A 23,168-nucleotide genomic window follows, 5' to 3' on the forward strand; every position below is an offset into this window, starting at 1 on the left:
GTGCATGATGATAATAAGCATGCTCACGAAAGCTTGTCTGCCGACTCCGAAGTTCCTCCCATGCCTTCCTCGCTCACCAGCAGCTTCGTCCTGCACGACGTCGCGCGCCTGCCCGGAAAACGCTTCGAGCAGCGCTCGCGCCGCTCGAGCCTGACTCGCGGGCATTGGGAGGTGCGGCTGTCTCGACAGCAAGGCATTCACCTTTCCGCGGACGCGCGGCAGGAGCTGCAAACACTTTGTTTGATCAAATCCAATCTGCTCGAGGCCTGCGCCCAGCCGGCTGTCGACCGGGAGAAAGTCCATGTCTGAACCAGCCTCACCACGCAAACCCGCCGACGGCGACAATGCCGGCGACAGAAGCAGCGACCAGGTCATTCGCCTGGACAGCCAGCGCGAGCAAAGGCGTGCCGCCAATCCGGGGATCGAAAACGATGAGCTGGAAGCCCCTGTCGCGCCGGAACCTGCTGCGCTCGAAGCACCCTCGGCCCAGCCGAAGCCGGCCGCCGTCACGATAGCTTCGCCGGCCCGGGCCAAGCCGCGGCGCAGCTTAACCCGGTCTGTCCTGTTTGCGCTGCTTCCGGTGGCGCTGGCGGTCGGCGGCTATTACTACTTCGTCGGCGGTCAGGTCATGACCACCGACAATGCCTATATCCAGGCGCAGTCGCTCGGCGTCTCCACCGATGTTTCCGGCACCGTGCAGGAGATCGACGTGCATGACAACGAGGCGGTTAAGAAGGGCCAGGTGCTCTTCCGCTTGCGGCCGGCCTCGTTCGAGACGGCGCTGGCCGGCGCTCAGGCGCAACTCGGCACGGTGCGCAACCAGGTGCTGACCTTGCAGGCGAGCTACCAGCAGTCGCTGGCGCAGATCGCCCAGGCCGAGGCCGACATCCCCTATTACGAGTCGGCCTTCCAGCGTCAGCAGGATCTGCTCAAGACCTCAACCGCCTCGAAGGCGACTTTCGACAGCGCCCAGCACGATCTCATCGCCGCCCGGCAGAAAGTCATTGTCGCCAAGGCGCAGGCGCAGGCAACGCTCGCCCAGCTCGGCGGCGACGCCGACCAGCCGGTCGAGAAGAACCCCTTCTACCTGCAGGCCCAATCGGCGCTGGATGATGCCCAGCGCAATCTCGGCGATTCCGTCGTCAAGGCGCCGTTCGACGGCGTCGTTACCAATGTCGATGCGCTGCAGGTCGGCAAGTACCTGCCCGCCTCGCAGCCGGCCTTCAGCCTGGTCTCGTCGACCGACATCTGGATCGCCGCCGAGCCGAAGGAAACCGAGCTCACTTATGTCCGGCCGGGGCAAAAGGCGACGATCAGCATCGATGGCTATCCGGGCGAGGTCTGGCATGGCGAGGTCGGCAGCATCAGCCCGGCCTCGTCCTCGAGCTTCTCGCTGCTTCCGGCGCAGAACACCAGCGGCAACTGGGTCAAGGTCGTGCAGCGCATTCCGATGCGGGTGACGATCGACGACCCGCAAGGCAAGCCGCCGCTGCGCGGGGGCATGAGCGCGGTCGTCAGCATAGACACCGGCCATGCCCGCGGCCTGCCCGATTTCGTGACCGACCTCTTCAAGCGGTTTGAGCAAAAGTCATGAGCACCGTCGCCACGGGCACGCCTGCGGTCGCCAATCGCGGAGCCATCACCGCCTGCGTCATCCTGGCGGTCATCATGCAGGCGCTGGACACCACCATTGCCAATGTGGCGCTGCCCTATATCCAGGGCAGCGTGTCGGCGAGCGCCGACCAGATCAACTGGGTGCTCACTTCCTATATCGTCGCCGCTGCGGTGATGACGCCGCCTTCGGGCTATCTTGCCAACCGCTTCGGCCGCAAGCGCATCCTGCTGGTCGCCATCACCGGCTTCGTCGTCGCCTCGGTGCTGTGCGGCTTTGCCCAGTCGCTGCCGCAGATCGTCGGCTTTCGGCTGCTTCAAGGCCTGTTCGGCGCCGCCCTTGTACCGCTGTCCCAGAGTATCCTGCTGGACATCTACAGCGTCGAGGAGCGCGGTTCGGCCATGGCGCTGTTCGGCGTCTCGGTGATGGTCGGCCCGGTGCTTGGGCCCGTCATCGGCGGCTGGCTGACCGAGAATGTTTCCTGGCGCTGGGTCTTCTACATCAACGTGCCGATCGGCGTGCTGGCTTTCGCCGGCGTCTCGATGTTCGTGCAGGAGACCAAGCTCGACCTCAAGGCACGGCTCGACTGGTTGGGTTTCGGCATGCTCAGCCTCGCCATCGCTTCGCTGCAGATGTTCCTCGACCGCGGCGAGCAGCTCAACTGGTTCTCCTCGTCCGAGATCATCGTCGAGGCGCTGGTCTGCGCGTCGGCCTTCTATATCTTCATCGTCCACACCTTCACCGCCCGCGACACCTTCGTGAACCCGCGGCTGTTCCTCGACCGGAACTTCGCGGTCGGCATGGTGTTCATCTTCATCATAGGCATCACCTATCTCGCCTCGCTGGCGCTGATGACGCCCTACCTGCAAACGCTGATGGGCTATCCCGTGGTGACCGCCGGCATCGTCATGGGGCCGCGCGGCCTAGGCACCATGGCCTGCATGTTCCTTGTCGGCCGGCTGGTCGGCAAGGTCGACACGCGCTGGCTGCTGTTCACGGGGCTCGCGGTCACCGCCTGGGCGATGTACGACATGACCGGCTGGACCCCGGACGTTTCGCAATGGACGATCATCCGCACCGGCTTCATCCAGGGCGCCGGCTTAGGCTTCCTGTTCGTGCCGCTCACCACCATCACCTTCGCCACGCTGGCGCCGGAACGCCGCGCTGAAGGGACGGGCCTCTACAATCTGTCGCGCAACATCGGCTCCAGCGTCGGCATCTCGGTCGTCACCGCGCTTCTGACGCAGAACCAGCAGATCAACCATGCCAACATCGCCGACTATGTGACGCCCTTTAATCCGGCGTTCGGCGATCCGGCGATCGCGCAGGCGCTGAGCCCTTACACCGCCGCCGGCCGCGCCGCGCTCGACGGGCTGGTCACGCTGCAGGCAACGATCATCAGCTATGTCGACGACTTCGAGCTGATGATGTTGCTCTCGCTCGCCGCCATCCCGCTTGTGCTTCTGCTGCGCAAGCCTGGCACACCGGCCAAGGTCGACCACAGCGCCGTCATGGAGTGAGCTGGTGCATGTCGCCCAAAAGCGTGGAGCGGTTTTGGGAAAACGACACTGCATTAAAACAAAGTCCCTAAAGCGCGTTGCGCTTTAGGAGGAAAAACCGGGGTCCCCCCGCGGGACCCCGGCCTGCCGGACGGCCTTCCCAACACCGGCGTCGCTGCGCCGGAAGCCGTCGCGGCTTTTGGGGAGGACCGGGGAAGCTACGAGGCAGGCCATGCCGCAGTTTCGCGGGGGCAGGCCAAATTCCGAAAGACGGCTGCGCGAAGTTCTGTCCGGAGCGCCATAGGGCAAGCCGCCAACGAAAAAACCCCGGTCACGCCGGGGTTTTTGGTGTTAGGGCCGGGGTGCCATCTATTCCGCCGGCGATGGTTTCTTGCGGAACATCGCCGCCAGATTGTCCCACAACTCGATCTTGGCGCCCTGGCGCTTCATGATCACGCCCTGCTGCAGGATCGAGAGCAGGTTGTTCCAGGCCCAGTAGATGACGAGGCCGGCCGGGAAGGAACCCATCATGAAGGTGAAGAGGACCGGCATCCAGGTGAACACCGCGGCCTGCGTCGGGTCCGGCGGCGTCGGGTTCATGCGCATCTGCAGGAACATGGTGATGCCCATCACGACCGCCCAGGCGCCCATATGCGGGAGGAAGGCCGGCGGCGCGAAGGGCAGCAGGCCGAACAGGTTGAACACCGACGTCGGATCGGGCGCCGCGAGGTCGTGGATCCAGCCGAAGAACGGCGCGTGCCGCATCTCGATGGTGATGTAGAGCACCTTGTAGAGCGAGAAGAAGACCGGGATCTGCAGCGCCACCGGCCAGCAGCCGGCCAACGGATTGATCTTTTCCGTCTTGTAGAGCTCCATCATCGCCTGCTGCTGCTTCATCTTGTCGTCCGCGTATTTCTCGCGGATTTCCAGCATCTTCGGCTGCACCTTCTTCATGTTCGCCATCGACGCGTAGGACTTGTTGGCCAGCGGGAAGAAGATGGCCTTGACGATGACGGTCGTGGCCAGGATCGCTAGGCCGAAATTGCCGAAGAATTTGTACAGCGTGTCGATCAGCCAGAACATCGGCTTGGTGATGAAATAGAACCAGCCCCAGTCGATCAGCAGATTGAACTGGCGAATATGGCGGTCAGCCTCATAGGCGTTGATCTTGGCGACTTCCTTGGCGCCGGCGAACACTTCGGTTTCGATGGTTGCGGACTGGCCGGCCTCGATGTTGATCGGATCAGTGAGGAAGTCGGATTGGTAGCGATGGCGCCCGTCCTCGAAATAGCCGTAGCGTGGCTGGAAGGGCTGCTTTTCGGTCGGCACCATGGTGACGGCCCAGTACTTGTCGGTGATGCCGAGCCAGCCGTCGGTCGACTTGCCTGGCTTGACTTCCTTGTCCTTCTCGATGGCGGCGTATTTGTATTCCGTCAGCCCCTCGGTGCCAGTAACGCCGATCAGGCCTTCATGCAGCACATAAGTGCTGGCGACCGCCGGCTTGTCGTAGCGCGTGACGCGACCGTAGTTGAACAGGCTGACGGCAGCGCTTCCCGAATTCTGCACAGTGTCCGAAACGGTGAACATATAATCGTTGTCGACCGAGATGGTGCGCTTGAAGGTCAGGCCCTTGTCGTTGGTGTAGGTCAGCGTCACCGGCGTCGACGGGGTCAGCGTCGGATTGCCCTCAACGCTCCACACCGTGTCGGAACTCGGCACCGCGCCGGTCTTGTCGGTGCCGACGAACCCGATCTCGGCGAAATAGCCGGTCGGTAGCGCCTGCGGATTGAGGAGTTGGATCTCGGGCGAATTCTTGTCGACCGTCTCGGTGTAGTGCTTGAGCTTGAGGTCGTCCAGGCGAGCGCCGGTGAGATTGATCGAGCCCTCGAGGCTCGGCGTGTCGATCTTGATGCGCTTGGTCGCGGCAACAGCCTGGTCACGGCTCTCGACAGTGACTGTCTCGCCGCCAGGTGCGGTCGGGATGGCGCCCGGAGCCGGCGCCGGCGTCCCGGCCGCGCCCGGATTGGTCCCCTGCGCTTCCTTCTTCTGCGCCTCGACGCGCTGCTGCTCGATGCGGGCCTGCTCGCGTTGCTGCTCCATCTTGGGGTTCATGTAGAACACCTGCCAGAGCGTCAGGATCAGCACCGACAGCGCGATGGTGATGAAGAAATTGCGGTTGTTTTCCATCGAAAGCCCTTGGCCTATCGTGTTCCGCGCAGCCGGCGGGAAAGCTCGGCCTTCAACTGGCCGAACGGAATGGCAAGCACGTCTTCGCGCCCGACGATGACATAGTCACTGCCGGGCGCCATGTCATCGGCGGCATGCGTTCGCACGGCTTCTCTCAGCCGCCGCCGGACGCGGTTGCGCACCACGGCGTTGCCGACCTTCTTGGTCACGGTGTAGCCGACGCGTGGCGCACAATCGTCGCCCCGGTCGAGAACCTCGACGAGAAAAAGCCGCCCGCGGCGCTTCTCGCCGCCGCGCACAGCCATGAAATCCGCGCGTTTCAGAAGCCGCCCGGGAGTTTTCCCCTTTGGCTTGCCGGTTGCGGGCAACGATCTCGTCTTTCGTTCAGGCGCTGAGCCGCTTGCGGCCGCGGTTGCGGCGGGCTGCGACGACGCCGCGGCCACCCTTGGTGGCCATACGGGCACGGAAACCGTGCCGGCGCTTGCGGACGAGTTTGGACGGTTGGTAGGTACGCTTCATTTGTTTTAATACCGCGGCGTGCGGCCCTTCTTGATTCTGTCACACTGTAACAGGAGCTTTGCCGGGCCGGTTATAGGCGCGATCGAAACCGCGCCGGGACGGAAGGCCCGAGCGTGAGCGGGCTTATAGGAAGAAGGATTTTGGAAGTCAATCCAGCCCGCCCAAAGGCATTTTTTCACTGGCTGGCGGCGAAATTGGCAAAAAAGCCGCAAATCGCATAATCTTGCTCGATCAAGCCTTCGTGAAAACCGCGTCATGACAAGTGAAGTCCTGTCAACGGATGAAAAGCCACGCCCCGCGGCGGCAAGCTCGCCGCGCCGGGTGCCGCTGTCGCGCGGTCTGTCGACCAAGCTTCTGCTTCTCACCATCGTCTTCGTGCTGCTCGCCGAAATCCTGATCTTCCTGCCCTGGATCGCCAGCTACCGGGTGAACTGGCTGAAGGAGCGGCTGAGCACCTCCGCCGCCGTGTCGATCGTGTTGCTGCAGGGCGAGCCCAACTCCCTGTCGCACACCGCCCAGAACGACGTGCTGATGGCGATCGGCGCCAAGGCGATCGCGGTGCGCGACGGCGGCGTCTCGCGGCTGCTGGTCGTGGCCGACATGCCGCCGAAGGTCGACGAGCATATCGACATTGCCAATGTCGGCCTGGTCAACGGCATGACCGGCGCGCTGGAAACGCTGTTCGCCGGCGGAAACCGGATGCTGCGCGTCTTCGGCCCGGTCGGCGACAGCGACAAGGAATTCGAGCTGATCATGCCGGACTACAGTCTGCGCAACGCCATGCTCAGATATTCGCGTAACGTCGCCGTCGTCTCGCTGCTGATCTCGCTGTTCACCGCCATGCTTGTCTATGCGGCGATCGATCTGATCATGATCGGCCCGATCCGCACCATGACGCGCTCGATCCTGTCCTTCTCCGAGGCGCCGGACGATCCCGGCCGCATAATTTGCCCGACGGAGCGTGCCGACGAGATCGGCGTCGCCGAGCGCGAGTTGTCGCAGATGCAGGATCGGCTGCAAAAAATGCTCGCCGAGCAGAAGCACCTCGCCAATCTCGGGCTTGCCGTGTCCAAGATCAACCACGACATGCGCAACATCCTGGCTTCCGCGCAGCTTATGTCGGACCGGTTGCGCCAGGTGAAGGATCCGACCGTCCAGTCCTTCGCGCCGAAGCTGTTGCGCGCGCTCGACCGCGCCGTCGCCTATTCGGAGGGCGTGCTTGCCTATGGCCGCACACAGGAGCCGGCGCCGTCGCGCCGCCGCTTGCGGCTGCGCCAGCTGGTCGACGACGTGCACGGCCTGCTCGATATCGAGGAGGGCATCGAATTCATCAATGCCGTCGAGCTCACCTTCGAAGTCGACGCCGATTCCGACCAGCTCTTCCGCGTGCTCACCAATCTGTGCCGCAACTCGGTGCAGGCAATGGCGGCCGACACGGAGAGCGCGGTGGTGCGTCGGCTAGCCGTCTCGGCCGAGCGCTTGGGCAGCGTCAGCCGCATCACCGTCAGCGACACCGGCCCCGGCCTCCCGCCCAAGGCGCGCGAGAACCTGTTCGCCGCCTTCCGCGGCTCGGCGCGCAGCGGCGGCACCGGCCTTGGCCTGGCGATCGCCCATGAGCTGATCCGCGCCCATGGCGGCACGGTGGAGCTGGTCGAATCGATCGGCGGCCGCACGGTCTTCGCCGTCACCATCCCCGACCAGCCGGTGCGGCTCGATCAGGCCCGCAACGGCCTGCGCCGCCCGGCTTGACCGTGGCAGGCCAGGGAAGACGTTCCCGCTTCGGAGTTCCGCGAAGCAAAGACCCCGGTCGGAATGTGATCCTGTAAACGCCTGCGACAAAACTTTTGCCGGGCCGGCTTGCTTTTCCGAAATTCAGTCGTTAGGGAACACTCCACATCGCGGCCGGCGTCTCGACCGGATCGCGGGGCTTGTGTCTCACACGGCCTGATGCGCGCCCGTAGCTCAGCTGGATAGAGCACCAGACTACGAATCTGGGGGTCAGGAGTTCGAATCTCTTCGGGCGCGCCAATTAATCAAACCGAACTCCCGCGCATTTGCCTCGCCGGCCGAAGCAGTCGCTGGCTGCCTACGCTCACGCGGCGAGGTTCACGTGGCGTATTAATCCACGATCCCGATCGGGTCGGCAGTGATACCCGAGCGTTCTTGAGTTCAGCTTTTTTTCATGCACCCTTGCTCGTCTCCAGCCGCAGTCGGCGGCGCGGCCTAAGTCCCACCGCGCGCAAGGCAGTCATCGGCGTTACTAACCCCCTAGCTGTTGCAGCTTGCGACAGGCACGCCTTGCGCCTTCACGGCATCTCTGGCGACACCTCTCCTTGTTGCCATCCCTGCATCGCCCCACGGATTCTGGTTTAGCTGGTGCGCTCGTTTTTGCCGAACGATTGGAAGGTTCATCGACAGGCAACGACACTTGCGGCTTGCGACTGACTTTCTTTGGCAGGATCTTTTTGCGTGGCAGCGTAGGTGCTTGGAACTTGGCAATTCGGCTCTTTGCAATTTCGACGAATGCACCATTCGGAAATGCCGCTAGATAAGCACGATACATCGAGACATCGGATGTATCCTTGATTGATTTCCAGAATTCGAGCTCTGCCGCCGCGTTGATGTCTGGCTGATAGGCGTCTGCCGAAGACGGACTAGACGCGGCATCCGGGTTGAATGAGAATCCCGGCTCCACCAGGGACGAGTTGCTCCAGGGAACCTGCTTCCCAGAAGTCGCGTTCATGACGTCCAACCGGACGCGACGCATGAGAATTTCAATGTCGATCGAAGGAGTCTTTATCCGCTTCACAAGAGAGTCTGCAAACGGACTATGATTGACGGCTCCATCGAGAGCCACGTTGCCGGGTTGTGTTGCAAAGCCGATAAAGACTCCCCTGCCAGCATCTAAGGCTCCCAGCCCCTTTCCTATGGCAAGGCCGCGACTTTGACCCGGTCCACTCAATTGCTTAACGAAAGGATTGTCCCGACAGGCATCGAGAAGGACGATTGCGATATTTTCCTCGGCCGTCATGGCGGCGATGATGTCTTGCAGGCGCTCAGCCTCCAGAGCCAAGTCGGCCGGACGTTGAAGGGCGGCGTCAACCGGCAATAGGTAGTTCTCCCCGTTCGCTTGGAGCCCGTGTCCGGCGAAGTAAAAAAGCGAGACGTCACCCGGCCGCAAGTTTCGCCTGAATTTTCCGATGAGTTCCCTGAACGTTGATGCGTCGGTATCCAATCCAAGGGTGACGTCGAAGCCCGTCTCTTGCAAAACTCGGGAGATGGCATTCGCATCATTTACCCCGTTGGGAAGCGATGACGCAAAACGGTAGGCCGAGTTACCGATTACGAGCGCATATCTATGGCTGCGTTGACCGATCTGGGTCTCAGAGGAGGCCGGTGTCGACAAGCCGGCCAGCAAAAGAAGGCACGCGCACAACAAACAAACCTTGGACATTGCGACCTTCCCGAGTAACGGAGAATATTAGCATCCGTTAAAGCGCGTGGGTACCCGTTGTAAGGGCCATCTTGCTTGGGGAAGAGGCCAAACTTGCCGGAGGCCGCTTGGTATGAGGTCTCCGTGCATCGTCAACGCCCTTTCCGGCATCGACTTCAAGCAACATCAAACCCCCGAATGAGGCCGCAGCATACAAGGTGGGCCGAGCTCACGAGCTTTTGGCAACACCGTTCGATCGCTCAGCCGACCGCCTTCGTCGCCGCCCTTCCGGCGCTGCGTCCGGAAAAGATGCAGCCGCCGAGGAAGGTGCCTTCGAGAGCCGCATAGCCGTGCACGCCGCCGCCGCCGAAGCCGGCGACCTCGCCCGCCGCATAGAGACCAGGCACCGGCTCGCCCTCCGCGTCGAGCACGCGGCTGTCGAGATCGGTCTGCAGGCCGCCCAGCGTCTTGCGGGTGAGGATGTTGAGGCGGACCGCAATCAACGGGCCGTTCGCCGGATCGAGCATCTTGTGCGGCTTTGCGGTGCGGATCAGCCTGTCGCCGAGATAAGCGCGCGCGCCGCGCAGCGCGGTGACCTGCGCATCCTTGGAGAACGGGTTGCCGAGCTGCATGTCGCGGGCGCGGATCTCGCGTTCGACCTGCGCCACATCGAGCAGCGGCTCGCCGGCCAGCCCGTTCATCCGCGCCACCAGCTTCGAAAGGTTGGCCTCGACGATGAAATCCTCGCCCTTTTCCATGAAGGCTTTCACCGGGCCGGGAATGCCCGACGTGGCGCGGCCAAGCACCTGCCGCCAGCTCTTGCCGGTGAGGTCCGGATTCTGCTCCGAGCCCGACAGCGCGAACTCCTTCTGGATGATCTTCTTCGTCAGGATGAACCACGAATAATCGAAGCCGGTGCTCATGATATGGCTGAGCGTGGCTAAAGTGTCGAAGCCTGGGAAAAGCGGCACCGGCAGCCGTCTGCCGCGCGCGTCGAGCCATAGCGAAGAGGGACCCGGCAGGATACGTATGGCGTGATCGGTCCAGACCGGCGCCCAATTCTTGATGCCCTCGACATAGTGCCACATGCGGTCGCGGTTGATGACCCTCCCGCCCGCTGCTTCGGCAATTGCCAGCATGCGGCCGTCGACATGGTCCGGCACGCCGGTGATCATGCGCTTCGGCGGCGCGCCGAGACGCTGCGGCCAGTTCCTGCGCACCAGCTGGTGGTTGCCGCCGATGCCGCCGGAGGCGACGATCACGACCTGGGCGTGGAGCTCGAAATCCCCGGCCACGTTGCGCGAGCTCTTGCGTCCACGCTCGACCGTGCTTGGCTCCAGCACGTCGCCGCGCACCCCGGTCACCGTCTTCCCGGTCCGCGTGATTTCGTTGATCCGGTAGCGGAACTTGAACTCGACGAGCCCACGCTTCTGCGCCTCGCGCACGCGCAGCACGAAGGGCTCCAGCACGCCGGGCCCGGTGCCCCAGGTGATGTGGAAGCGCGGCACCGAATTGCCGTGGCCGCTGGCATTGCCGCCGCCGCGCTCGGCCCAGCCGACGACGGGGAAGAATTTCAACCCGCGCTCGATCAGCCAGGAGCGCTTCTCGCCGGCGGCGAAGCCGAGATAGGCTTCAGCCCATTTTCGCGGCCAAAAATCCTCAGGGCGGTCGAAGGCGGCGGTGCCCATCCAGTCTGCGAGCGCGAGGTCGTGGGAATCGCGGATGCGCATGCGCCGTTGCTCGGGCGAGTCGACCAGGAAAAGCCCGCCGAACGACCAGAAGGCCTGGCCGCCCAGCGATTGCTGGGGCTCCTGGTCGACGATGATGATTTTCTTGCCGGCATCGGCAAGTTCTGCCGCGGCGACGAGGCCTGCCAGCCCCGCGCCGACAATGATGACATCCGCGTCGTCAGCCATCTTCGTTCCCCCCAGCGCCTTCCGACGGCCTGTCAGACGGGCTCCCAGCCGTTCTTGCCGCCGGCGCGGAAGATGGCGTCGATGACCTTCTGGTTGAGGACCGATTCCTCCAGCGTGAAGACACGGTCCTTGCCGCCCTGGGCCGCGCGTACGAAGGCCTCGCATTCCAGCCGGTACTGCTGGGTGCCCGGGAAGCGGAACACCTGCGCTTCGGTGTGGTTCTGATTGTGCAATTCGATGCGGTGGTGGTCGTAGAGCCCGGCATTGAACGGGCCAAAGACCTCGATGAAACCCTTCTCGCCGTGGAACACCATCACCTGCCGCGCCGCCATCTGCGTCGACAGGTAGAAGGACAGTTCAAAGTCGCCGAAATCGGCGCGGATCGAGGAATAGATGTCGGTGCCGAAGGTCTTGTCGCGCTCGATGGTGGCTTGCACGCGGACCGGTTCCTTGCCGGTCGAGAAGCGCGTCGACACGGTCGGATAGACGCCGATGTCGGGCAGCGCGCCGCCGCCAAGATCCAGCTGGTTGCGCATGTTGCTGGGATCGACATTGTAATAGGAAAACGCGCCCTGGACGTGGCGCAGCCGGCCGATCGCGCCGCTGGCGATGAGGTCGCGCACCTTGATCCACTGCGGGTGGTAGACGACCATGAAGGCCTCGCAGACCAGCACCTTCTTCTCGTCGCGCAACTTGATCAGCGGCGGGATGTCCTTGGCGTCGAGCGCAAGAGGCTTCTCGACCAGGACATGTTTTCCCGCCTCGATTGCCTTTGCCGTCCATTCGACATGCTGCGAGGTCGGCAGCGGGATATAGACGCCATCGACCTCCTTGGAAGCGAGCAGTTCCTCATAGGAGCCGAAGGCATGCGGCGCGCCGAAACGCTCGCCCAGGGCGCGAGCCTTCGCCAGATCGCGGCTGGCGATCGCCGACAGCACGCCATTCTCCGAATCCACGATCGCCGGCAAAAGCTGCTCGCGGCCGATCTTGGCCGTCGACAGAACACCCCATCGGAACATCATGCTTCTCCATGTCGGTTACGTCGATGGAGGTGTGCCCCAATTCCGGAGAAAAGCCAATCGCAGACGCCGGCCACAAAGCGCCTTCGTCATCCTCGGGCTTGACCCGAGGATCCATTCCGTGACCTATGACGTAAAGTGCAGGGATGCAGAGTTCTGTAACCGTTGCAACGCCTTAGCCTCACGGCATGGATCCTAGGGTCTGCGCGCGTCGCTTCGCTCCTTGCTCCGCCCTAGGATGACGAACCCGAGGATGCGCGACCAGAGCTAACCCCTTCTCCCCGTCAGGGTCATGTCGAAGTCGACGACGTTGGAATAGATCGGCGTGCCGACATCCATGCCGTAGCGCGATCTGAGCACCTTGCCGGTGACATGGAACTTGATGGTTCCTGACTTCAGCCCATCGAGCTCGGCCGTGAACTTTCCGAAAACGTCTTGCCGCGCGCCGTCAGCCGGCCGGTGACCACGGCGGTGGTCTCGCCGGTGCGGGTCACGTTTGTCGAGCGGAATTGGATCTCCGGATTGTTGGCGCTGTCGAAGACGGCGTCGGAACGCAGGAAAGCATCGATGCGGCCCTGGCCGGTGCCGACGCTTTCCGGAAAGATGGTGAGGTTGACCTTCGAGCGCCCGACATCGGCATTGTCGATGCGAATCGTGCCCTTGAAGCGGCCGAAGGCGCCGCCGAAGCCGCCACCGCCGGCCTTGCCGATGGTGAAGCGGATCGAGGAGCCCGCCGGGCTGATCGTGTAGCTGCCGGCGGCGTCACTGAGCGCCACCGCGGCGCAAACCGGCGCGGCAAGGCAAGCGGCAAAGGCCGCCAATCCGAGGATGCGCGCATGCATCGACATCTTTCCTATCCTGAACCAGCGCATTGCTGTCTTCCCGCCACCAACGAACGGGCGGCCCGCTCTATTCCCGGGCAGACGAAGGCGTGATTATGCGCGTGAGCACGCTGTCGCGCAGCAGGAAATGGTGGCGCATCGCTGCAAGGATATGCAACGCGACCAGCGCGATGCCGGCATAGGCAAGATACCAATGCGCGGCCGACCAGAAGCTTTCCGCGGCGTCGGATTCGGCGAGCGGCAGGTCGGGCATGACGAACTGGTTGAACGGCATCGTCGGGATTTCCAGCGTCGAGACCGAGACCAGCGCCCAGCCGGAGAGCGGCAGCGCAACCTGGAAGGCGTAAAGCGCCAAATGCGCCAGCGGCGCTGCCTTGCGCTCCAATGTTCCGACCGAAGGCGGGAGTGCTGGCGCCGCATTGCCGACACGCCAGGCGATGCGCAGGATGACCAGCCCAAGCAGCAGGAAGCCGACGGACTTATGCAGCTGGATCAGCTCGAAGGACGTCCGCTGGCTATCGATGCGCATCATCACGAAGCCGAGCACGAACTGGCCGATGAAGATGATGCCGATCAGCCAGTGAAGGATGATCATCGCCCAGCCATAGCGGGTGGCGGTGTTGGTGATGGACGATTGCATGGTCGAAAAACGTCGCTGAAATCACCTTTCTTCCAGCCCTCCCCACAAGCGGAACGGAGGAGCCCTACGGGCTCACCTTGAAGAAATCGACGAAGGCCCGCAACGCCGGCCGCATCTGGCGGCGGCTTGGGTAGTAGACGAAGAAGCCGTCGAAAGCGGGGCACCAGTCCTCCAGCACGCGGATCAGCCGGCCATCGGCGAGCGGCGCCTTCACATAGTCCTCGAAGACGAAGGCGAGCCCGGCGCCGTCGATCGCGGCCTGGGCGATCAGATGGTCCTCGTCGAGGATCAGCGGCCCTTGTGCTGCGATCTCGATTTCCTCGCCGTCCTTCTCTAACTCCCAGCGGTAGAGGATGCCGCTGGAGAAGCGGAAGCGGATGCAGCGGTGATCGGCGAGATCGCGCGGATGACGTGGTTTGGGCATGGTCGCGAAGTAGGAGGGCGCGCCGACCACCGCGCCGCGGATGTTCGGCCCTATGCGCGCCGCGATCATGTCGCGCTGCAGGCTTTCGCCCAGCCTGACACCGGCGTCGAACCCGCCCTCCACCACATCCGTGAAGCGGTCCTCGATGACGACCTCCAGCACGATCTCGGGATAGGCGGCCGTGAAGGCAGCGAGCCGCGGCGTCAGCACCAGATGCGCGGCGGTGCGCGGCACGCTGAGCCTGAGATTGCCGGCCGGGCGGTCGCGCGCCTCGACCGCCGTTTCCAGCGCCAGGTCGATCTCGGACAGCGCCGGCCGCAGGCGCTCCAACAGCCGCGCGCCTTCCTCGGTCGGGGCGACACTGCGCGTGCTGCGCGCCAGCAGCCGCACGCCGAGCTGCGCCTCCAGGCTCGCCACCGCATGGCTGACCGCCGACGGCGCGATGCCGAGCTCGCGGGCCGCGCCGCGGAAGCTGGCCCATTGCGCGACCGCGGCGAGAACGGCCAGCTGGGAAAGGTTCGTCCGGTTCATTGATCTATCTTATAGAGCGAGCTGTGCGAAAGAGACATGATTATCGAACGGATGCCTAGGCGCTATTTCATCTCCATCGCAACAAGGAGATGCGCCATGCAAACCCGCAAATTAGGAACTGAACTCGAAGTCTTCCCCGTCGGCCTCGGCTGCATGGGCATGAGCTTTGTCTATGGCGGACAGCCGGAGGCGGAAGCCATCGCCACGCTGTGCCGCGCCATCGAGATCGGTGTCACCTTCTTCGATACCGCCGAAGTCTATGGCCCTTACGAGAACGAGATCCTGCTCGGCAAGGCGCTGAAGCCGGTACGCGAGAAGGTCACCATCGCCACCAAATTCGGCTTCAAGATATCCGAGCACGGTTCGGGTATCGACCGCATGATCGGCGTCGACAGCCGCCCTGAGCACGTCAAGGCGGTGGCGGAGGCCTCGCTGAAGCGGCTCGATACCGACGTCATCGACCTCTACTACCAGCATCGCGTTGACCCGAACGTGCCGATCGAGGACACGGTCGGCGCCATGGCCGAGCTGGTGCGCGAGGGTAAGGTGCGGGCGCTCGGCCTGTCGGAAGTGAGCGGCGCGACGCTGCGCCGGGCGCATGCCGTGCACCCGATCGCCGCCGTGCAGAGCGAGTATTCGCTGTGGAGCCGCGACCCCGAGGACGAGGTCTTTGCGGTCTGCCGCGAGCTCGGCATCGGCTTCGTGCCCTACAGCCCGCTCGGCCGCGGCCTGCTCACCGGCACCATCGCCAAGCCCGACGCGCTCGGCGCCGGCGACTGGCGCCTCACCCTGCCGCGCTTCCAGGCCGAGGCGATGGAAGCCAACAACGCCGTCATCGCTGTGCTGGAGAAGATGGCGGCGGAGAAGGGCGTGACATCGGCGCAACTGGCGCTCGCCTGGGTGCTGCACCAGGGCGATTTCATCGTGCCGATCCCCGGCGCGCGCAAAATCCGCCATTTGGAGCAGAACTCGGCAGCCGCCGGGATCAAGCTGAGCGCCGCCGAGGTCGCGGCCATCGGCGACGCGCTGTCGCCCGAGAAGGTCGTCGGCAAGCGCTACACCGAAGAGCTGCTGGCGCTGGTGAATGGTTAGACATTTCAGCTTGCTTTGAGACGCTGGCGGGACAGCGCCCCCCTCTGTCCTGCCGGACATCTCCCCACAAGGGGGAGATTGGCTGTCATCCCTGCTTTCGCCAGTTACCAATGTTGAAGGAAGGGCGTAGCGCCAAAACTGCTGATCTCCCCCCTTGCGGGGGAGATGTCCGGTGCTGTCCCGCCGACATAGGGCTATTTGTCCCTTTGTGCACCGGGATCGGCGCCTACCAAGGCACCACGCTGATCTCCGGCCAGTTCTCTCGCGCCCTCTTCCCCTTCGCCTCATGTGTCCGCTGGTTGTCCAGCGCCCGGTTCGGCGTGATGCGAAACGAAAAAACATCGTCGAGCCCGAACGGCGCCACCAAATCTAGGCACCCCTCGGCATCGTACCGCACCCCAACCGCATGCGTCTTCGACGCGAAATAGCCGACCGATTCACTCGCGCTCGTGTAGCGCGGGCATGCCTGCCCGAACTTGGCCGGATACCACAGATGCACGCGTGCCTGGTTGCGCACCTCCACCGGCAGCGTCAGTCCTTCGAAATGCTGCGCCGCCCGGCGGATCACCGCGTCCTCGGCCTCGTAGGAGAGATCGGTGCCGTCGAAATAGAACAGATCGACATCCTTGATGCCGTAGCCTGAGGGCCTGCCGGTGAGATGGTTCCAGATGCTGTTGTAGAGCGCGCCGGAAACCACCAGCCAGTCCGGCAACGCCAATTCACGCACTCGCGCCAGCGTTTTGGCCAGCAGCGGGTCCGCCACCACGATTTCGAGGAACGCCGCGCGTTGCTCCTCGAAAGGCAGGCCGGAATAGCGGAGATGGTGCATCGCCCAATGGAGGGCGATTCGCCACCTTCCGGCAATCCTTTATGCTCTCAGCACGCCGCCCGTCTGCTTGTTGACGTTCTCGACGATGCGCTTGGCCAGCGCCTCGAAATCCTCGTCGGTCAGCGTCTTTTCGACCGGCTGGATCGAGACTTCGATGGCGATCGACTTCTTGGCGGCGCCGAGCGCAGCGCCCTCGAAGACGTCGAACACCGAAACGCCGGTGACGAGCTTCTTGTCGGCGGCCAAAGCTGCCCGCACCAGCGTGCCGGCCTCGACCGTCCGGTCGACGACGAAAGCAAAATCGCGCTTCACCGCCTGGAAGGGTGAAAGCTCCAGCTTCGGCTTGGTGCGCGTCGGCTTGGCCTTCGGCTCCGGCACGGCATCGACAAAGACCTCGAAGCCGCAGAGCGGCCCGGAGGCGTCGAGCACTTCGAGCGTCTTTGGATGGAACTCGCCGAAAGTGCCGAGCACGGTCTTCGGCCCGAGCTTGATCGTGCCTGAGCGTCCGGGATGGTACCAGGCCGGGCCGCCGGGCTCGATCTGCAGCCTGTCGACCGGCGCGCCGCAGGCTTCGAGCGCCGCGATCGCATCGGCCTTGGCGTCGAACACCCCGACCGGCCCGGCATTGCCGGCCCAGCTGCGGCCCGAGCCGTCGAGCTTGGCGGTGCCCCGCCGCACGCCGGCGGCGACGCGCCGCTGCTGATCGGCCAAGTCGCCTTCATAGGTGCCGGAGACCTCGAACAGCGCCACGTCGCCGATGCCCCGATCGGCATTGCGCTGGGCGGCGCTGATCAGCCCGGGCAGCAGCGACGGCCGCATGTCGGACATGTCGGCGGCGATCGGGTTGGCGAGCTTCAGCCGGTTCTGGCCGCCGCCGAACAGCTCGGCGTGTTTCGCCGGAATGAACGACCAGGTGACCGCCTCCATCATGCCGCGCACGGCGAGCGCGCGCTTGGCGGCCCGGGTGCGCACCTGCAGTATGGTCAGGATCCTGCCGTTGACCGCGTCATGCGAGGTGAGCGGCTGCGGCGCTATGTTGTCGACGCCGTGGATGCGCATCACTTCCTCGACGAGATCGGCCTTGCCGTCGACATCCGGACGCCAGGAGGGGACCTTCACCTCGACGGCGTCACCTGAGCTGCGCGGCTCGAAGCCGAGACGGGTCAGTATAGTGAGCGCTTCTTCTCTCGGCACCTCGATGCCGGTCAGCCGCTTCACTTCCGACAGCGGGAAGGAAATGATCTTCGGCTTGTGGCCGGCATAGCCCGCCACCTCGATTTCCGTCGGCGTGCCGCCGCACAATTCCAGCACCAGCTTGGTCGCGAGCTCGACGCCGGGCACCATGAACTCAGGGTCGACGCCGCGCTCGAAGCGGTAGCGCGCATCGCTGATGATGCCGAGCGTGCGACCGGTGCGGGCCGTCGTGATCGGGTCCCAGAGCGCCGATTCGATCAGCACGTCGGTGGTGTTCTCGTCGCAGCCCGAATGCTCGCCGCCCATGATGCCGGCAATCGATTCGATGCCGTTGTCGTCGGCGATCACGCACATCTCGGGCGTCAGCGAGTATTCGCGTCCGTCGAGCGCCAGCACGTTTTCACCGTCCCTGGCGCGGCGCACCACAAGGTTGCCGGTGACCTTCTTCGCGTCGAACACATGCAGCGGCCGGCCGCGGTCGAAGGTGACGTAGTTGGTGATGTCGACCAGCGCGCTGATCGGCCGAAGCCCGATCGCGATCAGCCGCTGCTGCAGCCATTTCGGCGACGGGCCGTTCTTCACGCCCTTCACCAGAGTCAGCGCGAAGCCGGGGCAGAGTTCCGGTGCCTCGATCTTGACCTTGACCGGGCACATGCCGTCGCCGGCATGCGGCATGATCGCGCCGCCGGTCAGCCGGCCGAGGCCGCTCGCCGCGAGATCGCGGGCGATGCCGTAGACGCTGGTGGCATCGGGGCGGTTCGGCGTCAGGTTGATCTCGATCACCGGATCGTCGAGATGGGCGTAGGCGGCGAAGCTGGTGCCGACCGGTGCGTCTTCGGGCAGGTCGATGATGCCGGTATCCTCGTCCGAAAGCTGCAGCTCGCGTTCGGAGCACATCATGCCATGGCTCTCGACGCCGCGGATCTTGCCGACCGAAAGCGTGACGTCGATGCCGGGAATATAGGTGCCGGGCGCAGCAAAAGCGCCGACCAGGCCGGCGCGGGCGTTGGGCGCCCCGCACACCACCTGCACCGGCGGCTTGCCGTCGCCGGTATCGACCGTAAGCACCCGCAGCCGGTCGGCGTCGGGATGCTGCACGGCAGTCAGCACTTTGGCTATGACAAAGGGTTTTAGGCCCGCCTTGTCGTCGACATGTTCGACTTCGAGGCCGATAGCCGTCAGCCGCTCGACGATTTCGGCAAGCGAAGCGTCGGTCTCGAGATGGTCCTTGAGCCAGGAGAGGGTGAATTTCATGACTGTGTTCCGTAGGAATGGCTTTGCGCGTCAGGTCTAGCCACGCTCGTCTTGAGGTGCCGCGGCAGTGAATCGGGCATATGCAGGAAGGGCAGCTGCTCGCGCACATGCGCATGCAGCGTCGGCCTGAAATAGGCAGGCATGTCCATGGCGCCGAGCGTGAAGTAAATATGGCCGGCGAGCCGCTCGTCGCTATAGGCGATCGGCGAGCCGCAAATGCCGCAGAACGAGCGCGCCGCCGGGCCGTTCCGGTAGCTCTTCAGCGACTCGCCTTCGAGCGCGATCTGGTCGGCCGCGAAGCCGATAAAGGCCGACACTGGCGCGCCGCTGGCGCGCCGGCAATCGCCGCAATGGCAATAGCTGATGTGGTGCGGCTCGGCCGAGGCCTCGAACCGCACCGCACCGCAGCGGCAGCCCCCGGTGTGGGGAGCAGTCATGTGGAAAGGCCCCCGAACAGCGTCGGCATGTCGAGCGGCCGGAAGCCGTAATGCGTGAGCCAGCGCACGTCGGCGTCGAAGAAGGCGCGCAGGTCCGGCATGCCGTATTTCAGCATGGCGATGCGGTCGATGCCCATGCCCCAGGCAAAGCCCTGGTATTCGTCGGGATCGAGCCCGCCGTAACGCAATACGTTGGGATGCACCATGCCGCAGCCCAGGATCTCCATCCAGTCGGAGCCTTCGCCGAAGCGCACTTCGCCCGGCCGCGAGCGGTCGCATTGGATGTCGACCTCGAGGCTGGGCTCGGTGAACGGAAAGAAGGACGGCCGGAAGCGCATCTTGACGCTCGGCACTTCGAAGAAGGCCTTGCAGAATTCCTCCAGCACCCACTTCATGTTGGCGATGTTGGCGGTCTTGTCGATCACCAGCCCCTCGACCTGATGGAACATCGGCGAGTGCGTTGCGTCCGAATCCTGCCGGTAGGTCTTGCCGGGGATGACGATGCGGATCGGCGGCTTCTGCTGCTCCATTGTGCGGATCTGCACGGGCGAGGTGTGCGTGCGCAAAAGCTTGCGCTCGCCCTTCTCGTCCGGCTGGAAGAAGAAGGTGTCGTGCATCTCGCGCGCCGGATGCCCCTCGGGAAAATTGAGCGCGGTGAAATTGTAGTAGTCGGTCTCGATGTCCGGACCTTCCGCGATCGCGAAGCCGAGGTCGCCGAAGATCGCGGCGATCTCGTCGATCACCTGGCTGATCGGATGGATGCGGCCGCGCTCGGCCGGCGACTGGCGCACCGGCAGCGTGACGTCGACCGTCTCGGCGGCGAGCCGCGCTGCGATCGCTACGTCCTTCAGCTCCGACTTGCGCGCCGTCAGCGCCTCGGTGACGCGGTTCTTCAGCCCATTGATCGCCGGGCCCTTGACCTGCCGCTCCTCGGTGCTCATCGCGCCGAGCGTTTTCAGCATCTCGGAGACCGAGCCCTTCTTGCCCAGCGCCGAGACGCGCACAGCCTCGATCGCCTGCTCGTCGGCCGCGGCCGCGATGTCGGCCATCAAAGAAGCTTCAAGGGTTTCAAGATTTCCAGCGGTGGCGTTCACGGCGAAACTCTCTCGATCGGGCAACCACCGGGGTTCGGCGCGTCACCAATTTGGTTGCATCAGGCATAAGAAAAACCCGCGCCAGCCGTGCCAGCGCGGGTTCCCCAAATCAGAATAGCGAATGCTTGGGAAGCGCTGGCTTAGGCGACAGCGCTCTCAAAAGCATTCGGCGTGGTGTTCTTCAGATATTCGAGCGCCACCTTGGCCTTGGCCACAAGGGCTGCGAAAGCCTGCGGCTCGTGGATGGCCATGTCCGAAAGAACCTTGCGGTCGATCTCGATGCCGGCCTTGTTGAGGCCGTCGATGAAGCGGCCATAGGTCAGGCCGTGCTCGTGCACCGCTGCATTGATGCGCTGGATCCACAGCGCGCGGAACGAGCGCTTGCGGTTCTTGCGGTCGCGATAGGCGTACTGCAGCGACTTTTCCACCGCCTGCTTGGCGATGCGGATGGTGTTCTTGCGACGGCCGTAGAAGCCCTTGGCGGCTTTCAGGACCTTCTTGTGCTTGGCGTGGGCGGTGACGCCTCTCTTTACGCGTGCCATGTCATGATCTCCTTAAAACGCTGTTCCGGACCGAATGCTTAAAGGCCGTTCGGCAGAAAATTCTTGATGACCTTCTTGCCGTCCGGTTCAGCCAGAACCATCGTGCCGCGGGCATCGCGAATGAACTTGTTGGAACGTTTGATCATGCCGTGGCGCTTGCCGGCGGCAGCCGACAGCACCTTGCCGGTGGCGGTAATCTTGAACCGCTTCTTGGCGGCCGATTTGGTCTTCATCTTGGGCATTTTGCTACTCCGTAATGTGGCGCACCATCGCGCTTCTTTTCTCGCTTCGGGCCGACCAGAGCCCGAAAAGCAAATGAAACCGCCACGGCATGCCCTGCCGGGCGGTTTTTGTTTTTGCTCTGCGTATCGTGCTTTCCGTAAATCAGAGATGATTTCCGGCCCGATACGCAGAACGGCGGTCCTATAGATCAAACAGGGCTCGTGCGCAACACCTCACGCCCTGCGGCGCGCTGTCCCGTTCAGGGCAGCGTGAACCACACCGGCAGCACCCCCGACTGCTGCGCGCCGTCGATCAGTTCGAAGGCCGGCAGCGCCACCAGGAATACCAGCCCGTCGAGCAGCGTGTTCAACAGCAGGCGCGGCTTGAAGCTGCCGGTGTCGCCTTCCTGGTAGAGCGAAAGCTTCGGAAAGAAGCGCGGCACGCGCGCCAGATAGGCTTTGTAGGGAGCGCCGAGGACTTCCTTGAGATAGCGCTCCTCGCGCAGGATGACGATGTGGAACGCGCCGGCGCAAAGGACCGCGAAGAGGATGATGCCGGAAAACGAGCCGATCTGCGCGCCAACGCCGGCTGCCGCCACGGTCGAGAACAGATAGAGCGGGTTGCGGGTGATCGAATAGGGCCCGCCGGTGACCACTTCGGAGGATTTGCGGCCGCCGATGTAGAGCGTCGACCACAAGCGCCCGACGATGCCCAGGAAGATCAGGAGCACGCCGAACATCTCGATCGTCTCGTGCACGGGCGTCTCGGGAGGGAACGTCGACTGGCCGAACAGGAGTGCCGCAAACAGCACCACGATGAGCACCGCCAGCACGATGCGGCGCATATACTGGTAGCCGCCCAACCCTTCTATCTGGTTGTCGGTCGGGATCTTTGTTTCATCGACCATGGCCAATCCGATCGTCGTGTTTTGATCGCGATCGGGAAAATCCGATCGTCGATTTGGTCGCGATCGGGAAAATCCGATCGTCGATTTGCTCGCGATCGAGGAGCTCGATCGTCGAGAAGCCGGCGATCGGATAGAAAAACAGGCGCCCCGCCGATCGTCGGGTCGCCCTGCGCGGCAATTCAGGCGGATTTTGGAGCACCAAGCAGCGCCGGCCGGTCAATTCTCCTTCGCGAAACCGTGATCGGCGCGACAGTTTGCGGCGATCGCGCCGGAATGGCTCCAGGACGGAAAGGAAACGTGAGGCGCACCGTCAGCGGGGCGCCAGCACCATCATCATCTGTCGGCCTTCGAGCTTCGGCTCGGCCTCGACCTTGGCGATCGGCGCGACTTCCTCGCGCACCTTGTTCAGGAGCTGCATGCCGAGTTCCATATGCGCCATTTCGCGGCCGCGGAAACGCAGCGTCAGCTTGACCTTGTCGCCGTCCTCGAAGAAGCGCCGCACGGCCTTCATCTTGGTCTCGTAGTCATGGCTGTCGATGTTCGGGCGCATCTTGATCTCCTTGATCTCGATGACCTTCTGGTTCTTGCGCGCCTCGGCCGCCTTCTTCTGGTTGGCGTATTTCAGCTTGCCGAGATCGAGGATCTTGACGACAGGCGGCTGCGCATTGGGCGATATCTCGACGAGATCCAGCCCGGCCTCTTCGGCCAGCAGCAGAGCGTCGTTGATGGAAACTTCGCCACGGTTGTGGCCTTCTGCGTCGATGAGCTGGACCCGGGGCACCCGGATGTCTCGGTTGGAGCGCGGACCGTCCTTGGTCGGGGCCGCTGCTTTGAAAGGTCTGCGAATGGTCGTGGTCTCCTCGGCCGTTTCGTTCAGGGTTTCTTTGAGTTCAATCGCTTGGACGCGCCTATGTGGTGAGCGCGCGGCCGGAGTCAATAGCACAGCCTCGCCAGGAAATCACCTCAAAGCTTGCC

Annotated in this window: 22 protein-coding genes, 1 tRNA gene and 1 pseudogene; 6 read left to right on the forward strand and 18 right to left on the reverse strand. The window is 63.8% G+C overall.

The genetic code is table 11. From position 1 onward, the window contains the following. The first annotated feature begins 60 nt into the window (after window positions 1-60). From P9228_RS02240 to P9228_RS02250, 3 genes are read left to right on the forward strand one after another with little or no spacing between them, the layout of a single operon-like run. Window positions 61-309: a hypothetical protein gene (locus tag P9228_RS02240; protein ID WP_278052124.1), complete on the forward strand. Its 249-nt coding sequence runs from the start codon at window positions 61-63 to the stop codon at window positions 307-309. Further along, complete coding sequence (locus tag P9228_RS02245; RefSeq protein WP_278052125.1) at window positions 302-1,594, forward strand: HlyD family secretion protein; 1,293 nt, start codon at window positions 302-304, stop codon at window positions 1,592-1,594. The genes P9228_RS02240 and P9228_RS02245 overlap by 8 nt, the downstream gene beginning before the upstream one ends. Continuing rightward, the gene (locus P9228_RS02250) at window positions 1,591-3,132 is read left to right on the forward strand and encodes a DHA2 family efflux MFS transporter permease subunit (protein WP_127215311.1); all 1,542 of its coding nucleotides are present in this window, start codon (window positions 1,591-1,593) and stop codon (window positions 3,130-3,132) included. Before P9228_RS02245 ends, P9228_RS02250 begins: the two co-directional genes overlap by 4 nt. A gap of 348 nt (window positions 3,133-3,480) precedes the next feature. Here P9228_RS02250 and yidC read toward each other — a convergent pair whose 3' ends face one another. Genes yidC through rpmH form a run of 3 tightly spaced genes read right to left on the reverse strand, consistent with a single transcriptional unit; the run spans window position 3,481 to window position 5,817 of the window. Beyond that, window positions 3,481-5,298 (reverse strand): membrane protein insertase YidC, encoded by a 1,818-nt coding sequence (gene yidC, locus P9228_RS02255; RefSeq protein WP_067002989.1) that lies wholly within the window; start codon window positions 5,296-5,298, stop codon window positions 3,481-3,483. 14 nt (window positions 5,299-5,312) lie between these two features. After that, window positions 5,313-5,666 carry a ribonuclease P protein component gene (rnpA, locus tag P9228_RS02260; protein WP_067323826.1) on the reverse strand — a complete coding sequence of 118 codons (354 nt, stop codon included), beginning with the start codon at window positions 5,664-5,666 and terminating at the stop codon, window positions 5,313-5,315. 16 nt (window positions 5,667-5,682) lie between these two features. Next, the gene (gene rpmH, locus P9228_RS02265) at window positions 5,683-5,817 is read right to left on the reverse strand and encodes a 50S ribosomal protein L34 (RefSeq protein ID WP_008833937.1); all 135 of its coding nucleotides are present in this window, start codon (window positions 5,815-5,817) and stop codon (window positions 5,683-5,685) included. A 255-nt stretch (window positions 5,818-6,072) separates the two neighbouring features. Between rpmH and P9228_RS02270 the strand changes: the two genes are divergently transcribed. Next, window positions 6,073-7,566: a HAMP domain-containing sensor histidine kinase gene (locus P9228_RS02270; protein ID WP_067002984.1), complete on the forward strand. Its 1,494-nt coding sequence runs from the start codon at window positions 6,073-6,075 to the stop codon at window positions 7,564-7,566. A 202-nt stretch (window positions 7,567-7,768) separates the two neighbouring features. Beyond that, window positions 7,769-7,845: transfer RNA gene (locus tag P9228_RS02275), tRNA-Arg, on the forward strand. Between the two features lie 232 nt (window positions 7,846-8,077). On the opposite strand, the gene P9228_RS02280 is transcribed toward P9228_RS02275, so the two are convergent. From P9228_RS02280 to P9228_RS02305, 6 genes and pseudogenes are all read right to left on the reverse strand, one after another. After that, entirely contained in the window at window positions 8,078-9,271 is a 1,194-nt protein-coding gene (locus P9228_RS02280; RefSeq protein WP_278052134.1) for a caspase domain-containing protein, read from the reverse strand. Between the two features lie 239 nt (window positions 9,272-9,510). Continuing rightward, window positions 9,511-11,166, reverse strand: a complete 1,656-nt coding sequence (locus P9228_RS02285; RefSeq protein WP_278052136.1) for an FAD-binding dehydrogenase — start codon at window positions 11,164-11,166, stop codon at window positions 9,511-9,513. A 32-nt stretch (window positions 11,167-11,198) separates the two neighbouring features. After that, a complete protein-coding gene (locus tag P9228_RS02290; RefSeq protein ID WP_278052138.1) occupies window positions 11,199-12,185 on the reverse strand; it encodes a Gfo/Idh/MocA family oxidoreductase in 987 nt (328 codons plus the stop codon). Between the two features lie 267 nt (window positions 12,186-12,452). Beyond that, window positions 12,453-13,027: pseudogene (locus P9228_RS02295) on the reverse strand (YceI family protein). A 67-nt stretch (window positions 13,028-13,094) separates the two neighbouring features. Beyond that, window positions 13,095-13,667: a cytochrome b gene (locus tag P9228_RS02300; protein ID WP_095799035.1), complete on the reverse strand. Its 573-nt coding sequence runs from the start codon at window positions 13,665-13,667 to the stop codon at window positions 13,095-13,097. Window positions 13,668-13,731: 64 nt separating this feature from the next. Beyond that, the gene (locus P9228_RS02305) at window positions 13,732-14,622 is read right to left on the reverse strand and encodes a LysR family transcriptional regulator (RefSeq protein ID WP_127215307.1); all 891 of its coding nucleotides are present in this window, start codon (window positions 14,620-14,622) and stop codon (window positions 13,732-13,734) included. Between the two features lie 96 nt (window positions 14,623-14,718). Here P9228_RS02305 and P9228_RS02310 point away from each other — a divergent pair, with 96 nt between their 5' ends. Continuing rightward, a complete protein-coding gene (locus P9228_RS02310) occupies window positions 14,719-15,714 on the forward strand; it encodes an aldo/keto reductase (RefSeq protein ID WP_278052144.1) in 996 nt (331 codons plus the stop codon). A 226-nt stretch (window positions 15,715-15,940) separates the two neighbouring features. On the opposite strand, the gene P9228_RS02315 is transcribed toward P9228_RS02310, so the two are convergent. The 9 genes from P9228_RS02315 to infC form a co-directional block, all read right to left on the reverse strand. Next, window positions 15,941-16,543 (reverse strand): nucleotidyltransferase family protein, encoded by a 603-nt coding sequence (locus P9228_RS02315; protein ID WP_278052146.1) that lies wholly within the window; start codon window positions 16,541-16,543, stop codon window positions 15,941-15,943. Between the two features lie 39 nt (window positions 16,544-16,582). Further along, a complete protein-coding gene (pheT, locus tag P9228_RS02320) occupies window positions 16,583-18,991 on the reverse strand; it encodes a phenylalanine--tRNA ligase subunit beta (RefSeq protein WP_278052147.1) in 2,409 nt (802 codons plus the stop codon). Then, the gene (locus P9228_RS02325; RefSeq protein WP_278052150.1) at window positions 18,988-19,428 is read right to left on the reverse strand and encodes a GFA family protein; all 441 of its coding nucleotides are present in this window, start codon (window positions 19,426-19,428) and stop codon (window positions 18,988-18,990) included. Before P9228_RS02325 ends, pheT begins: the two co-directional genes overlap by 4 nt. Continuing rightward, a complete protein-coding gene (pheS, locus tag P9228_RS02330; RefSeq protein WP_067002958.1) occupies window positions 19,425-20,477 on the reverse strand; it encodes a phenylalanine--tRNA ligase subunit alpha in 1,053 nt (350 codons plus the stop codon). Before pheS ends, P9228_RS02325 begins: the two co-directional genes overlap by 4 nt. Before the next feature lie 185 nt (window positions 20,478-20,662). Beyond that, window positions 20,663-21,064 (reverse strand): 50S ribosomal protein L20, encoded by a 402-nt coding sequence (gene rplT / locus P9228_RS02335; RefSeq protein ID WP_040968947.1) that lies wholly within the window; start codon window positions 21,062-21,064, stop codon window positions 20,663-20,665. Between the two features lie 38 nt (window positions 21,065-21,102). Then, window positions 21,103-21,306 (reverse strand): 50S ribosomal protein L35, encoded by a 204-nt coding sequence (gene rpmI, locus P9228_RS02340; RefSeq protein WP_027166935.1) that lies wholly within the window; start codon window positions 21,304-21,306, stop codon window positions 21,103-21,105. A 239-nt stretch (window positions 21,307-21,545) separates the two neighbouring features. Beyond that, a complete protein-coding gene (locus tag P9228_RS02345; protein ID WP_067324658.1) occupies window positions 21,546-22,193 on the reverse strand; it encodes an isoprenylcysteine carboxylmethyltransferase family protein in 648 nt (215 codons plus the stop codon). Further along, window positions 22,183-22,413: a hypothetical protein gene (locus P9228_RS02350; RefSeq protein WP_278052157.1), complete on the reverse strand. Its 231-nt coding sequence runs from the start codon at window positions 22,411-22,413 to the stop codon at window positions 22,183-22,185. Before P9228_RS02350 ends, P9228_RS02345 begins: the two co-directional genes overlap by 11 nt. 90 nt (window positions 22,414-22,503) lie before the next feature. After that, window positions 22,504-23,040: a translation initiation factor IF-3 gene (gene infC, locus P9228_RS02355; RefSeq protein ID WP_067003282.1), complete on the reverse strand. Its 537-nt coding sequence runs from the start codon at window positions 23,038-23,040 to the stop codon at window positions 22,504-22,506. Window positions 23,041-23,168: the final 128 nt, after the last annotated feature.

This window comes from Mesorhizobium sp. WSM4898 (assembly GCF_029625845.1).
Lineage (GTDB): Bacteria > Pseudomonadota > Alphaproteobacteria > Rhizobiales > Rhizobiaceae > Mesorhizobium.

Bases quoted from the DNA above. Each gene is read 5' to 3' on its own strand.
- P9228_RS02310 (WP_278052144.1), top strand. From the start codon at position 14,719: ATGCAAACCCGCAAATTAGGAACTGAACTCGAAGTCTTCCCCGTCGGC.
- P9228_RS02290 (WP_278052138.1), bottom strand. From the start codon at position 12,185: ATGTTCCGATGGGGTGTTCTGTCGACGGCCAAGATCGGCCGCGAGCAG.
- pheS (WP_067002958.1), bottom strand. From the start codon at position 20,477: ATGGCCGACATCGCGGCCGCGGCCGACGAGCAGGCGATCGAGGCTGTG.
- P9228_RS02270 (WP_067002984.1), top strand. From the start codon at position 6,073: ATGACAAGTGAAGTCCTGTCAACGGATGAAAAGCCACGCCCCGCGGCG.
- P9228_RS02325 (WP_278052150.1), bottom strand. From the start codon at position 19,428: ATGACTGCTCCCCACACCGGGGGCTGCCGCTGCGGTGCGGTGCGGTTC.
- P9228_RS02300 (WP_095799035.1), bottom strand. From the start codon at position 13,667: ATGCAATCGTCCATCACCAACACCGCCACCCGCTATGGCTGGGCGATG.
- P9228_RS02285 (WP_278052136.1), bottom strand. From the start codon at position 11,166: ATGGCTGACGACGCGGATGTCATCATTGTCGGCGCGGGGCTGGCAGGC.
- P9228_RS02280 (WP_278052134.1), bottom strand. From the start codon at position 9,271: ATGTCCAAGGTTTGTTTGTTGTGCGCGTGCCTTCTTTTGCTGGCCGGC.
- P9228_RS02240 (WP_278052124.1), top strand. From the start codon at position 61: ATGCCTTCCTCGCTCACCAGCAGCTTCGTCCTGCACGACGTCGCGCGC.
- yidC (WP_067002989.1), bottom strand. From the start codon at position 5,298: ATGGAAAACAACCGCAATTTCTTCATCACCATCGCGCTGTCGGTGCTG.
- rplT (WP_040968947.1), bottom strand. From the start codon at position 21,064: ATGGCACGCGTAAAGAGAGGCGTCACCGCCCACGCCAAGCACAAGAAG.
- P9228_RS02250 (WP_127215311.1), top strand. From the start codon at position 1,591: ATGAGCACCGTCGCCACGGGCACGCCTGCGGTCGCCAATCGCGGAGCC.
- P9228_RS02305 (WP_127215307.1), bottom strand. From the start codon at position 14,622: ATGAACCGGACGAACCTTTCCCAGCTGGCCGTTCTCGCCGCGGTCGCG.
- P9228_RS02245 (WP_278052125.1), top strand. From the start codon at position 302: ATGTCTGAACCAGCCTCACCACGCAAACCCGCCGACGGCGACAATGCC.
- P9228_RS02345 (WP_067324658.1), bottom strand. From the start codon at position 22,193: ATGGTCGATGAAACAAAGATCCCGACCGACAACCAGATAGAAGGGTTG.
- P9228_RS02315 (WP_278052146.1), bottom strand. From the start codon at position 16,543: ATGCACCATCTCCGCTATTCCGGCCTGCCTTTCGAGGAGCAACGCGCG.
- rpmH (WP_008833937.1), bottom strand. From the start codon at position 5,817: ATGAAGCGTACCTACCAACCGTCCAAACTCGTCCGCAAGCGCCGGCAC.
- rpmI (WP_027166935.1), bottom strand. From the start codon at position 21,306: ATGCCCAAGATGAAGACCAAATCGGCCGCCAAGAAGCGGTTCAAGATT.
- pheT (WP_278052147.1), bottom strand. From the start codon at position 18,991: ATGAAATTCACCCTCTCCTGGCTCAAGGACCATCTCGAGACCGACGCT.